Below are 13,498 nucleotides of genomic sequence, written 5' to 3'. Positions count from 1 at the left end.
AACCGCTGCGGCCTTGCTCGGCGGCCTGACATCATGAGTGAGAGGGAATGATATGAGATTTGGCAAGCACGGTCGGGGCCGGTTCTGGCTGACGACGACGGCGGTCGCAGGTGGCATGGTCGCATTCGGTCTTGGTGGTGCAGGGATGACAACTGCATGGGCGCAAACGGCAGCACCTCAGCCGGCGGCCGCATCGAAGACGGTCACGGTCTCCGTTCCCGCTGGCCCCCTCGAAAATGCCATCCTTTCATTTGGCCGACAGGCGAACCTGCGCATGGTCTATCCCTCGGCCATTACCCGGGGGCGCAATACCTCCGGCGTCAATGGCACATTGAGCATCGCTTCCGCGGTGAACAGCCTCCTGGCAGGGACCGGCTTGAATTACACTCTTGCAGACGGCAATACGGTTCGTATTTTTGATCCTGCCAATCAATCCCTTCAGATGGGGTCTGCTGCCCCCGGTTCGATCGTTCTCTCGCCGATCACCGTTCAGGGAACGGGGGTTGAAGGCGCCAAGGAGGTACTTGAAACCAATGGCTACGTCGGAAAATCCGGCCGTACCGCGACCAAAACCGATACACCGATCGCGGAGACGGCCCAGTCGATCTCCACTGTCAGCCGTAAACAGCTTGACGATATCAAACCGCAAAACCTCTCCGAAGCGCTGAACTACACCCCGGGCGCGCGCATCGGCCAATATGGCGCCGAGCCACGTTTCGATGCCTTCAAGGTGCGCGGCACCGATCTCAGCACAACAGGCATTTTTCGTGATGGCCTGCGCCAGGTCAGCAGCCAGAACGGCAGTGCACGCCTCGAGCCCTATGGCGTAGAAGCCGTCTCAATCCTGCGCGGTCCGGCCGCTTCCGTTTACGGCGCAAGCAGTTCCGGAGGCATCGTCGACATCGTTTCGAAGCGTCCGACCGAGGAGACCTTACGCGAGGTTGAATTCCAATATGGCTCCTTCGGCCGTGTACAGGGAGCGTTCGATTTTTCAGGCGCCGTCAACGATGAAAAGACTATGCTTTATCGTCTGACCGGTGTCGCACGCGACGGCAGGAACGAAATCAGTGCCATCAAGGATGACCGGCTCTTCATTGCGCCAGCGTTCACCTTCCAGCCGGATGCGGGAACGAAGCTTACACTCCTCGGCGAATACATGGATGGTACGTCTGGCGGCACATGGGGTTTCATCAACAACTATGGCGCCAGCGGCACATCGATCGGTGCGACACCGGTTTATGGCGGTGACGCGCGGTTTAATGATTTCGAGCAAAAACAATGGCGTATCGGCTATGAGTTCGAGCATCAACTGAACGACAATGTGACTTTCTACAGCAAGGCGAGGTACTCAGGGCTCTCGGCAGACCAGCAATGGGTCTTTGCAGATTATCCGGGCATCACAATCGAGGACAATGAAGGCGTTTCTGCCGACAATTACCTGAAGACCGAATTCGACACGGGCCCTGCCAAACACACGCTCTTAACGGGTGTCGACTTCAGCCACATGACCTACTCCTCAAAACAGGGCAGTGGCGCAGTACCATTCACCGATACCTTTACCTATGTTCCCGATGTCTCGCTGGTTCTGAACCAGCGCATGAACACGTTCGGTATCTACGCCCAGGACCAGATCGAAATCGACCGTTGGCGGTTGACGGCGGGTATTCGGCATGACTGGCTGGATACCGCCTATCAGGCCCAAACCGTGGGTGCGGCCGCCACCCCAACCTATGATGGCGACGACACAAGAACCACCGGACGCGCAAGCCTCGGTTATGTGTTCGACAATGGCCTGATGCCCTATGTGAGCTACGGCACATCCTTCGTCGCCAATCCGGGTGTCATCATCACCACGGGAACCGTCACGGGTCAGGCGCAGCCGACCGTGGGCAAGCAGTATGAAGTCGGCGTCAAATATGCCCTTCCGGAATACAATGCTCTTCTCAGCGCGGCCTTCTTCAATCTCGACCAGGACAACGCCACGGTCTATGAGACCTCTTCCGGTATCAATCTCTTGCGCCAGCTCGACCTCAGATCGCGCGGTATCGAGCTCGAAGCCACGGCATCGCTTGATAATGGCTGGAGCTTGATCGCCTCCTATTCCTACAATGATGTCGAGATCACGCGCCTCACCCCCGAAACTCAAGGCAACCAGTTGAACTCGTCGCCTTACCACACCTTCTCGCTCTGGGCGGATTACGAATTCCAGACCGGAGCACTCGAAGGCCTCGGCCTGGGAGCAGGCGTACGCTACGTGGGATCGAGCTTCGGCGACAACCAGCATACGCCGATCCTCGATAATGAGGCACGCACGTTCCTCGACGCGTCGCTGCGCTATGATCTCGGCAAGGCTGTGCCATCGCTTGAGGGCGTTCGCCTGCAGATCAATGCGACGAACCTGCTCGATGACGTCAAACAGGTCTGCACCACAGGCTTCTGCTACTTTGACGAGGGACGTAAGATCGTCGGCAGCATCCGGTACCGGTTCTGATGTTGCAGCAGAACCCAACCGCCACCAATCCGTCCCCAACCGCCGTCTTTGTGGCGGTTGGCGGACTTTATATCGGGCAAAGCGTCATCGGTGGCCTCACCTTCCTCGGCCTGCCGGCAGTTCTGCGAAGCGCTGGACTGCCGCTCGATCAAATTGGTCTTCTCTATCTGACTGTATTGCCCTGGACGCTTAAGTTCCTCTGGTCGCCTCACGTTGAACGTTATCGCCTTCCGCCGGTTGGGAAAAACCGATCCCGTCTCATCGTAGGCTCGGGTATCTCTGTCTGCGCTATCGGTCTTGCCGTGCTCGCTTTTACGGGTCCCTCTCCCGTAAGCATAGCAATCGCGATCCTTTCGGTGATCGCGCTCGTGACGGCTACGGTTGATATCGCCTGTGATGGTTATGCGGTCGAGACATTGGCCGAGGAGCATCACGGCTGGGGAAATGCCGCCCAGGTTGGAGGTTCCTACCTCGGCTCGGCCATTGGCGCCGGTCTCTTTCTGGTGCTGGTGGAACGTTCAGGCTGGACGTGCGCCACCCTTGTTATGAGTGGTCTTGTCATTCTGCTCGCGCTGCCCTTTCTGTTCGGGCCTGCTTCAAAGACAACCGTACAGACCCGTGACCATCTGCCATCGATCAGAAATGCGCTCAAAAGACCACAGGTCCGCACCGGTCTCATCGTCGCCGCCGTCTATGTCGCTGCGCAGAAATGGGGGCTCTCGATGCTCGGGCCGTTTCTGGTCGATTACGGCTTTGATCTTGCAACCATCGGCGCGCTGAACGGAGTTGGCAGTATGGTCGTCGGTTTCGCTGGCGCCTTGCTCGGCGGGACACTGGTGAGGCTTTATGGTGCCTCACGCGTCCTGCTGATCGCGATTTTCGTGCAAACGGCGCTTCTCTGCATCTTTGCCTATCTCAGCGTCCACCGCGACATCTCGCAATGGATTGTCATGACGGTTGCAGTCGCAAGTTCATCCGGCATCATGTCCATCGGCTTTGTTGCGCTTTATGCCTGCTTCATGGGCTGGTCAGATCCACGTCAGGCGGGTGTCGACTTTACACTCTTCCAGTGCATGGACGGTATTGTCAGCATGGCGGGAGGCCTTGGTGCGGGAGCAATCGCAGAGCGCTTCGGTTATCAGGCATCGTTCGGCCTGGCCGCTATCGTTTCAGTGCTCGCAGCACCGGTCATCTTTCTGCTGATGCGACGGCAGAAAGGCTGAGGATTATAGGATTGCTGGGCCCGTCTTATTGAGGACGCGCCCTGCACGTTCATGGTTATTCGACAACGACAGACAGTGTCGAACCGGTGTAAACCGGGCGTAGCTTCACATCACCACTGTCGATCGATGCAAAGGTTCCGGCAAGACCGTCCGTTCTCAAAACCTCGAACCGGGTTCCGGCAGATGGCGCTGCACCATCAAACTTAAGGTGGAGGCTTCCACCGTCGATTTGCGCGTGGCCCTTGATCTCAACAGGGCCGTTAGAGAGATCAACAGCAAGCGTTCCGCTCGTGATGACAAGGGTGCCGGTACCAAGGGCATTGGCTGATGCTGCGACCAGCGTTCCCTCGTTCAGCACAGTTCCACCGCTATAGCTGTTGTTGCCGCTCAGTGTGAGGGCGCCGCTTCCCGATTTGACGAGGCGCCCTGCCCCCGAAATGTCATTTGTCCAGCGATCTGCCGCGTTGAAGCCACCGGCAGCAGCATCCATGGTGACGTGGACGTCGCCGTCAAACGAACCGTAACCGGCAGCGGCAGCAACGAGATTGATGCGACCCCAGCCATTGCTGTCATCGAGCAATGGATAACCCGCCTCGATCCCCGTCGAGAAGAGTACTGCCCGGCGCTGGGCAACGTCGAGATAGGGCAACCGCGTTTCCAGAAGAACCTCTGCACCCTTCGGAACAATCATCGTCGCATGACCAACCCCTGCCTTGCGGCTGAAGGAGAATGTCATCCGTTCGCGGTAATCGGCCTTGTTGGCCGTTTCATCCACGAAACGGTCGAGGCTTGCGTCCTGGCTGTGGGCGAAGGCCAGCAAAGATTGTCCCTCCGGCAGGCGCTTCTTGAAATAGGCCTGCAACTCGTCATAAGCCGCCTTTTTGGCATCTGCATTTTTGGGGTCCTGCAGCATTGCGGCAGCCATGGCGGTTGCCGAGATCCGGCCACCGATGACATCGAGAGGCGAATGCATGCCAGCGACAACCCGGCTCTCACCCAGTTCTGAAGCCATCGTCAGCAACTCGGAAAAGCGCTCTGGCACTGCGTAGGCATAGGCGATGGCAGCGAGATAAGCGGCATTGGTGTGACCGCTCGGGAACCCACCGTCTTTCGGGCGTCCGCGATTTTCGCGGGCATATTTCAATGCCGGGACAATCACGCCTGGATCATTCTCGTAAGCCTCGAACTTCCGGTCACCGATCGTCTCGGTCCCGGTCTCGTTGACCTCACCCTTGTCGTTCATGCGCCAGGGACGTGGTGAGGAATAGAAATATTTGGCCGGCGAAGTGGTCCCTTCAGGGCCTCTCATCACCTTCATGAATGCAACGAAATCATTGAGTTCGGAATCAGGCGCACCGGCTTCCGTACCCTTGTCGTCTTCCTTGCGTTCGATAATCTCGTTCGGATTGAAATCCGCAAGCGTGTGATTGATCGTTGTCGTCGCACCGGCACCCTCGCGATACCATTGAGCAAGTGGGCCCATGCCCTCGATCACGCTGTAACCCTGCGAACGGCGGTCATTCATATACGCCGCGAAAGCTCTCTCGGGTGTTCTGTTCTTGCCGGTTACGGAGAGAACGTAACGCATATTCTCTTCCCAGACTGCGGGATCGACGATCCTGACGTGACTGAAGTCGGTCGGGCCGTCGCCATTCGCGCCACCATCAGCCCATTTTTCATCGCCCAGTGTCCAGATCCGGTTAAAGCCTGAGAGGATGTCGATGACCGGGTTATCCTTGTCATCATAGGCCCTAACATCCTTGCCCTCGGCGTTTTTGCCGGTCTGGTTGCGGTAGTTGTCCGCGAAGGGCAACGGGTACGGGGTGGCCGGCTCCGGCACCAAAATCGAATAGCCCTGGCCTTGTGGTGCGCTATTATCGAATGCACCGGCACCTGCAACAGTGGTCAGGAGAGAGACGGTAGCAAGCAAGGTTAGCCGCAGGGGCGGAAAATACGAGTTCAGTCTGGCCATGATGTTGAATCCCATGATTTTTTAAGCGTTACGCAATCTACTAAGACAGCCGGAATCAATCTCCGGCTTGTAGCCGGGAGCTCTAGTTCGTCGAGATTGCAGTTTTGAGACAAAGGACAACAAGCGCTGCTGCGCCTTAGATTTGTCCGGAGAGCAGCTCCAAACGGGGTTGCCCGGCGAGACTGACAACAGTCCCGTCGCATGCGATCTAGGATAAGACGGCGCCGTAGCGCCGCCTTAAGCTTCGAAGTGATTATTTTTTGACGGCAACGGCTTCGTTGATCTTTGCCACGTCGTCTTCCAGAACCTTGTAGGTCTGGTCGAGCGTCAGCTCACCGACGATAAGCTGGCTCATGCGCTGCACGATCTGCTGGTAGACGGCAGTGCTACCCTTCGAATGTTCGAATTCGCGTGCGGCCTGGGGTACGTTCTTCTGATTGTCGAGGAAGACCTTCATCGCTGCCTTGGCGTCTTCGCTCTTCAGCTTGTATTGCGGATCGGTGATTTCGGCGCCCGTCAGGACCACGTAGTTTTCAGCAATTTCACGCTGCACCTTTTCGGAGCCGAGGAACTCGATGAAGTGCGCCACGTCCTCAGGATATTTGGTGCGCTTGAAACCGACAACCGCCGTGCCACCCGACATGGTGTAGCAACCGGCCTCGCCGCAAGGCGCGCTAAGGGCAGCCCACTCGAAGGCATCACCGATCTTGTTCTGGAAAGGGTTCACCATCCAGTTGCCGGCAAGATAGGTCACGACATTTCCGTTGACGAATTCATCGCCCATGTTCTTGTACTGCGAACCGCCGGCTGCGCCCCACATCTCCTTGGGGAAGCTACCGTTCTGCGTCCAGGAATAGACGTCGGCGATATATTTTTTCGTCGCATCGTCAGGGAAGCTGAACTTGCCATCCTTCACGTAGGATGCGCCATAGGAAAAGGCACCGCCAGAAAACCGGTGGCCGGAACGGTCCATGGTGAAGGGGATCTGTACGCCGGTTGCTTTTGCAACACGAGCTGAGGCCTCGACGATCTCACTGAATTTGGCCGTTGGTCCAGGTACCGGCTCGCCGGCCTGCTCGAACAATGTCTTGTTGACGAATGGAAGATTGAAGGTCTGCGAGGCGATATAGCCATTAAGCGACTGCGGATCGTTGATGCCTTTCAGGCGAAGACGGTCGAGGCTCGTTCCATGCAGCTTTGCAAAACCTTCCGGGTCTTTCATGTAAGGCCGCATGTCGAGATAAAAGGGTGCGAGCTGCCAATCGGTGATCTTGGCAACGTCAGGTCCCTCGCCGACGGCCAATTGTACGGGCAACTGCTTGGAGACAGCGTCATAACCCGACGACACAAAATTCACTTTAACGTCCGGATTGGCCGCCTCGAACTCCTTGCTGAGTGCGGCCATCCGTTGCACATAGCCCTGATCGTCATCGGTGAATAGAAACGTGATCGTTCTGGTTTCCGCCTGCGCTGCAGACAAGCTCGCGAGCGTAACAAAAGCAAGGGCGCTGACGCCCGAAAACAACTTCAGCATGCACAACCTCCCAATGAAAACTTTTTCACAAATCGAACCGAAGCTCCTCTGATCAATTCGATTTCGGATGTTTTGCGACTTGACAGAACAAACGTCAAGCTGTTTCTTCCCAATAAATTCGACAGTTCGGACCGCATTCGCAAATTCCGCTCTGTGAAATTATTTTCATAATGATCGACGGGAGGCGATCCACTATGACTGATGAGCCCTTTGTGGCGACACGTTCGGCACCCACATATACAGTTGAAAAAGGTGACACCGTCACGGCCTGGGTCGTCTCGCATCTGATCGAGACCGCATTTCCGGGGATTGCTGCGCCGGCCGAAGACCGCGTCAACTATCGTTTCATCAACGGCTTCGTCGATGTCGGTGACCTGCCCTGCCGCAAAGCCTTTCAAAGCACAATGATCGGCCGCAACATCGCGCCCGACGCAGACTGGGCCCATTCTCATCTCAACCTGCCGGGTTCGAACCGCCGCGTCGAGTTTACAGGCTTCTGGCATGTCCCGACCCATGTCCGCCGCTGGCTGAAGGGAACGTTTCGCACTGAAACGGCCCGTACCGTTGATCTGCGGCTTGCGACCTGCGGGGGCGTTCGGATCTGGGTCAACGGGGTCGAACAGGTTCGGTTTGAACCCTTCATCCGTAACGTCGAAAACAAATGCGATATCAGCCTTCGCCTTGAGGCCGGAGACAACGAGATCCTCCTCCATTGCGAGGATCTGGCCGAGCGCGACATCATCTGGTTCTTTGAACTGGAGGTCATCGACAACCATGCCTTGACGGTTGTTCTTCCTGTTGCCCTCGACAGGGACGAGACGAGCCGGCTTGCCGCTCTTGTGCGCGACATCAGGCCGGCGCTCGATGTCTTTGTCGACACGCCGCTCGAACTTGTCTTCGACGCCGCGACCGACAAGCCATTACCAATCCAAGTCGCAGTCACAAGTCATGGCCATGATCGCGCCGTTCTCGCCAGCATCGAAACCGTACTGACGCCCGGGCAAACCTCGCTCAAAATACCCCAGACTGTCGGCATTGCGGATGGCTATCATGGCGTGAAGGTCACAATCGGCTCGGGTACAGGGACTGTCACCCGGTCGATCGACGCTGCATTCATGAGCAATCTCGACCCGGTCGACGCAGGCGACGAGATCGAGGCGAGAAAGGCAGCAGCCCTCTCATTCAGCGCACGGTACGGCGCCTGGCGCATCGGACGGGCGCTTGCGATGGTCGCGACCGGTAGCGATGACAACGAGACGATCGACGGGATCATCACATCGACGCTTCATTCGATCGACGCGCGAGAAGATTGCTCGGACTTTGTTCTTGTGCCGCTTCTATGGCTTGTGCGCGCCTATGGCGACCGGCTGCCAGTCGAGACCGTGGCCAGGATCAACCAGTCAATCGTCAATTACCGCTACTGGGTGGATGAACCCGGCAATGATGTCATGTGGTTCTGGAGTGAGAACCATGTGTTGTGCTTTCACACCAGCCAGTTGCTGGCAGGTGATTATTTGCCTGATGCCATATTTACCGCCTCCGGCCGCACCGGACGCCAGCAGTCCGCGCTTGCTTCCGAGCGCCTTGCCCGCTGGTTCGAAAGTGTGGAGGAGCATGGTCTCGCCGAATGGAATTCGGCCGCCTACTACCCGGTGGACTTCATCGGGCTGCTTGCCATCGAACATTGGGCTCATCCGGAGCTTGCCGCCCGTGCGCGCCATCAGCTTGATCTCATATTCGAGATGATCGCGCTCCACACCTTGAATGGCGTTCCCTCGGGGTCTCAGGGGCGCGCCTACGACAAAGAGTTACGCGCCGGTCCTCTCACCGAGCTTGCTCCTTTTGCCCAGGTCGCATTTGGCAAGGGCTGGCTGAATGGTGGCGTTGCATCGCTTCCGATGTTCTGCTGCGGCGGCTATCTGCCTCCTACCCGGCTGACCTCTCTCGCTGCACTTGATGAAAACCGAGTGATTGAGGCGAGGTACGCGCAGGGTCTCGAGGCTGGTAAACTTGTGCTCTTCAAGAACGAGGCAGCGCAGCTCTCAACCGTGGTGGACCACAAAACCGGGCGTAAGGGCCACCAGCAGCACGTCATGGACATCAAGCTTGCCGGCCACCCGATGGCGCGGCTCTGGGTCAACCATCCCGGCGAAGACGATCCCTGGGGAACACAGCGCCCATCCTACTGGGCCGGAAGCGGCATTCTGCCCCGCGTTGCCCAGCACCGTGATCTGGCAATGCTGATTTTCGATACGGCCGATCATCGTAACGACTGGACACACGCCTATCTCGGGCGCGACGGACTGGATGAGACAATCCAGGACGGCAACTGGCTGATTACCCGTGCTGGCCGCGGCTTTGCCGCTCTTTATGCAAGCAATGGCCTTGAAGCGATCATGACTGGCGCGACCGCCGGACGCGAAGTGCGCTCCCATGGGAAACGGTGCGGCTGGATCGGTATCATAGGATGCGGCGATCAAGAGGATTTCTCGCGCTTCCGCACCAGTGTGCTTGCAACGGAGGTCGTATTTGATGCCGACCGCCGCGTGCTGACGGCGACCCCGCCCGGCAGCCCTCAAATCAGTCTTTCATGGGACGGCGTATTCACCATTGGCGAGAAGGCAATGGCCTTTGATCACGAGCAACCCCAGCCCGAACTGACGCTCGACAGCAATAAGAGCGCTGCGAGCAATGCCCACCAGCTTTTCTATTCATGAGCGGACACATCAGATGAACCAGACACAGACGAATAACGACGCCCTGAAGACCACGATCGACAAGGTCGCGGTCGCCTTCAGCCGCCTCAAGGGCATTCAGGAGGGCTTGGTCAACGGCAGTGCCGACGGCAAGATCCAGTTCGATGAGTGGGACTGGGAGGTCGGCGTCGGCCTTTACGGCTTCCTGCGCCGGGCATTGGCAGCGAACGACCGCAAGGCGATTGATGACCTCGTCACATGGTATAGCTGGCAGATCGAGCGCGGTATTCCGCCACGCCAGATCAACAGCTCCGCACCGATGCTGCCCTTGGTCATCCTGACCGAACATGTCGACCGGCCGGATTTCCGCGCTCTCGTCGAAGACTGGGCAGACTGGCTGGTCCACAAATTGCCGAAGACCGAAGACGGTGGATTTCAGCATGTCGTCAAAGAGCGCCTGAATGACGGCGAACTGTGGGATGACACGCTCTTTATGGCATGCCTGTTCCTCGCTCGCGCCGGCGTTGTCTGCAAGCGGCAGGACTGGATCGACGAGGCCGTCTACCAGTTCGTCATTCACGCCCGTTATCTGTCCGATCCTGTCACGGGCCTCTGGTACCACGGCTGGACCTTCAATGGCCGTCACAACTTTGCAAACGCCTTCTGGGCACGTGGCAATTCCTGGATCACGGTCGCCATCCCGGAACTTTTCGAACTCGTGCCTTCACTCGCAGAGAAGGACAAGCGGTTCCTGGCAAATGTTCTGGCCAGCCAGGTGAAATCCTTGCGCCGGTTTCAGCGCGAGGACGGCATGTTCCACACGCTCCTCGATGACCCGACGTCACCGGTCGAAACCTCGGCAACCGCCGGCATCGCCTATGGCATCCTGCGCGGTATCGAGGCGGGCATCCTCAGCAATGACAATCGTCCCCTCGCAGACGATGCTTTGAAGGCAGTGCTTGGCAATATCGATGCCGATGGCGTCGTCCACGGCGTCTCTGATGGAACACCGATGGGACATGACCTCGATTTTTACCGCCGCATTCCAAATCTGCCGACACCCTACGGACAGGCTTTGACGATGCTTCTTCTGATCGACGTCTCCCTTGAAGAGGACAAGGCAGCATGACCAGACCGGCCTTCGACATCTTATCGACCGGCAGCGAGGCTACCGAAGACATCCAGACGGCGATCGATCACACCAGCAACGCTGGTGGCGGACGCGTCACGCTCAAAGCTGGACGCCACATCACCTCTGGCCTGACATTGAAGAGTGGCGTCGAGTTGCATCTTGAAGAAGGAGCGGTACTCGCCCCCCTTCCCGATTATGAGGCTTATCGATCGACCTCCGTATCCGTGATTGCCGAAAGCTCTGACCGCGGCATGATTGTTGCGAAGAACGCGCACGATATCGCCATCACTGGCCCAGGCGCCATTGAGGCCGGCAGCGAGCATTTCATTATCGGTGATGATCAGGCCATGGGAACCTGGATCCCGGCGGCCCTTCGCCCGCGTGTCGTGGTTTTCGAGGGATGCAGCAATGTGCGCCTTGAAAACCTCGATGTGACGGGATCGCCTATGTGGTCGCTCCACATGATCGATTGTGAAGACATTCTCTTCAGGAATGTCACTGTTACCAACGATCGCCGCCTGCCCAACACCGATGGCATCGTACTTGATGCTTGCCGTCGGGCGCTGATTGAGGATTGCAGGATATTCACTGCAGACGACGGTGTGGTGCTGAAGACCAGCGCCGGGCCGGATGGAGAGGCCGTCGGGCGCTGCGAAGACATCATCGTTCGCCGATGCGATGTTTCCAGCATGAGCTGCGCGTTGAAGCTCGGCACCGAATCCTTCGGTGATTTCGCCAATATCACCTTTGAAGATTGCAGGGTTACGCAATCCAACCGGGCGCTTGGCCTGTTCTCGCGCGACGGCGGCGCACTCAGCAATATCCGGTTTGCGCGCATTGATGTGGACTGCCAGGAAACGCCGGGCGGTTTCTGGGGATCAGGAGAAGCCTTGACGGTCACTGTTGTCGATCGCAGGCCGGAGCGACCGGCAGGACGGGTCGAAAATCTGACCGTCGAGGATCTGACCGGCCGCATGGAAGGTGCGATCAATATGGTCTCCATCTCTGAGGCGGGTATCCACAACGTCAAGCTTGAGCGGGTTCGTCTCTCCCAGGAAAAGGGCAAGCTTGGAACGGGTATGCAATACGACATTCGCCCCACCAATGCCGATCTAGACCCAAGCCCAGAGGCGGCAGGACGGGCCAATGCCTGGACATGCGATGAGGACGGCAAGATTGTCGGGCTCGAAGACTACCCTGGCGGAATGCCAGGCATTTATCTCGAAGGCGTGCACGGCTTTGCCGCTGAAAGCGTCGACATCACAAGAACAATGCCCTTGCCAGAGGGCTGGAATGCAAAAGAGCTCGTCGAAGCGGCGAACTCGCCTGAAGGGAGCAGGTAATGGGAAGTCTTAAACTTGCAAACCTCAACAAGGCATTTGGTGCCGTACATGTTCTGCATGACATCGATCTCGACATCAACGACGGGGAGTTCGTTGTGTTCGTCGGCCCGTCGGGCTGCGGAAAATCGACGCTTCTGCGCATCATTGCCGGCCTTGAGGACATTTCATCGGGCAATATTTCGATCAGCGACCGTGATGTGAGCGCGCTTTCACCAGCCGAGCGCAAGATCGCCATGGTTTTCCAATCCTATGCGCTTTATCCGCATATGAGCGTCCGCAAAAACCTTGCCTTCGGCCTCGAAAATCTTCGTTTCAAACGCGCCGAAATCGAAAGCCGGATCAACGAAGCAGCCCGCATGCTGGCAATCGAGCCCTATCTCGACCGCAAGCCGCGTCAGCTCTCCGGGGGCCAGCGCCAGCGCGTTGCGATCGGTCGCGCCATTGTGCGCGAACCGGATATCTTCCTGTTCGATGAACCGCTTTCCAACCTCGATGCGGCGTTGCGCGTCCAGACACGTGCTGAAATCACCAGGCTGCACCGCGACATCAAAACGACGATGATCTACGTCACCCATGATCAGGTTGAAGCCATGACAATGGCCGACAAGATCGTGGTGCTGCGTGCCGGACGCGTCGAACAGGTCGGCAGCCCGCTCGAACTTTTCGACAATCCACGCAATCTTTTTGTGGCCGGCTTCCTCGGATCGCCGCGTATGAACATCATCAAGGGACGTGTGGTGACATCAAGCGATGGCACGATAGCAATCGATGCGGGTTATGGCGCACCCTTGCCTTGCCTTGTCGACCCTTCCGCCGTGACGGTTGGTCAGGAGGTTATGGCCGGTATCAGGCCATCGCATTTTGCCATTTCACAGGATGGCGGCCTGCCGTTCGAGGTCCAGTACTACGAGAGCCTCGGGACAGAAACCTATATCTACGGTAACCTTCAAGGCCAGAAGGACCCGATCATCATCCATCAGGCAGGCCATTTCGCCCCCGTATCCGGTTCAGTCCTGAAGATCGCCCCGGCGCGTGAACGCGTCCATGTCTTCGATCCGGCCACGGAACTGGCCTTGCCGCGCCTTGCCGACCAGGGGAGAGGTTAGG

At 57.8% G+C, this 13,498-nt stretch carries 8 protein-coding genes; 6 read left to right on the top strand and 2 right to left on the bottom strand.

The genetic code is table 11. The features are described from left to right. Positions 1–52 precede the first annotated feature (52 nt). Positions 53–2,491: a TonB-dependent siderophore receptor gene (locus ACIQT8_RS20920; RefSeq protein ID WP_400969181.1), complete on the top strand. Its 2,439-nt coding sequence runs from the start codon at positions 53–55 to the stop codon at positions 2,489–2,491. Beyond that, positions 2,491–3,714 carry an MFS transporter gene (locus tag ACIQT8_RS20915; RefSeq protein ID WP_400969179.1) on the top strand — a complete coding sequence of 408 codons (1,224 nt, stop codon included), beginning with the start codon at positions 2,491–2,493 and terminating at the stop codon, positions 3,712–3,714. The genes ACIQT8_RS20920 and ACIQT8_RS20915 overlap by 1 nt, the downstream gene beginning before the upstream one ends. Positions 3,715–3,769: 55 nt before the next feature. Here ACIQT8_RS20915 and ACIQT8_RS20910 read toward each other — a convergent pair whose 3' ends face one another. Continuing rightward, positions 3,770–5,686: a phosphatase PAP2 family protein gene (locus ACIQT8_RS20910; RefSeq protein ID WP_400969176.1), complete on the bottom strand. Its 1,917-nt coding sequence runs from the start codon at positions 5,684–5,686 to the stop codon at positions 3,770–3,772. A 253-nt stretch (positions 5,687–5,939) separates the two neighbouring features. After that, complete coding sequence (locus ACIQT8_RS20905) at positions 5,940–7,220, bottom strand: ABC transporter substrate-binding protein (protein WP_138792758.1); 1,281 nt, start codon at positions 7,218–7,220, stop codon at positions 5,940–5,942. A 194-nt stretch (positions 7,221–7,414) separates the two neighbouring features. Between ACIQT8_RS20905 and ACIQT8_RS20900 the strand changes: the two genes are divergently transcribed. Genes ACIQT8_RS20900 through ACIQT8_RS20885 form a run of 4 tightly spaced genes read left to right on the top strand, consistent with a single transcriptional unit; the run spans position 7,415 to position 13,497 of the window. After that, positions 7,415–9,937 carry a hypothetical protein gene (locus ACIQT8_RS20900; protein ID WP_400969172.1) on the top strand — a complete coding sequence of 841 codons (2,523 nt, stop codon included), beginning with the start codon at positions 7,415–7,417 and terminating at the stop codon, positions 9,935–9,937. A gap of 13 nt (positions 9,938–9,950) precedes the next feature. Then, complete coding sequence (locus tag ACIQT8_RS20895) at positions 9,951–11,045, top strand: glycoside hydrolase family 88 protein (protein ID WP_138792760.1); 1,095 nt, start codon at positions 9,951–9,953, stop codon at positions 11,043–11,045. After that, complete coding sequence (locus ACIQT8_RS20890; RefSeq protein ID WP_400969169.1) at positions 11,042–12,391, top strand: glycoside hydrolase family 28 protein; 1,350 nt, start codon at positions 11,042–11,044, stop codon at positions 12,389–12,391. The genes ACIQT8_RS20895 and ACIQT8_RS20890 overlap by 4 nt, the downstream gene beginning before the upstream one ends. After that, complete coding sequence (locus ACIQT8_RS20885; RefSeq protein ID WP_400969166.1) at positions 12,391–13,497, top strand: ABC transporter ATP-binding protein; 1,107 nt, start codon at positions 12,391–12,393, stop codon at positions 13,495–13,497. Before ACIQT8_RS20890 ends, ACIQT8_RS20885 begins: the two co-directional genes overlap by 1 nt. Position 13,498 lies beyond the last annotated feature (1 nt).

It is taken from the genome of Agrobacterium sp. NPDC090273 (assembly GCF_044772305.1).
GTDB lineage: Bacteria > Pseudomonadota > Alphaproteobacteria > Rhizobiales > Rhizobiaceae > Agrobacterium.
The sequence above is the reverse complement of the archived record's forward strand: the minus strand, read 5'-3'. Positions and strand labels throughout refer to the sequence as shown.

Bases quoted from the DNA above. Each gene is read 5' to 3' on its own strand.
- ACIQT8_RS20920 (WP_400969181.1), top strand. From the start codon at position 53: ATGAGATTTGGCAAGCACGGTCGGGGCCGGTTCTGGCTGACGACGACG.
- ACIQT8_RS20915 (WP_400969179.1), top strand. From the start codon at position 2,491: ATGTTGCAGCAGAACCCAACCGCCACCAATCCGTCCCCAACCGCCGTC.
- ACIQT8_RS20910 (WP_400969176.1), bottom strand. From the start codon at position 5,686: ATGGCCAGACTGAACTCGTATTTTCCGCCCCTGCGGCTAACCTTGCTT.
- ACIQT8_RS20905 (WP_138792758.1), bottom strand. From the start codon at position 7,220: ATGCTGAAGTTGTTTTCGGGCGTCAGCGCCCTTGCTTTTGTTACGCTC.
- ACIQT8_RS20900 (WP_400969172.1), top strand. From the start codon at position 7,415: ATGACTGATGAGCCCTTTGTGGCGACACGTTCGGCACCCACATATACA.
- ACIQT8_RS20895 (WP_138792760.1), top strand. From the start codon at position 9,951: ATGAACCAGACACAGACGAATAACGACGCCCTGAAGACCACGATCGAC.
- ACIQT8_RS20890 (WP_400969169.1), top strand. From the start codon at position 11,042: ATGACCAGACCGGCCTTCGACATCTTATCGACCGGCAGCGAGGCTACC.
- ACIQT8_RS20885 (WP_400969166.1), top strand. From the start codon at position 12,391: ATGGGAAGTCTTAAACTTGCAAACCTCAACAAGGCATTTGGTGCCGTA.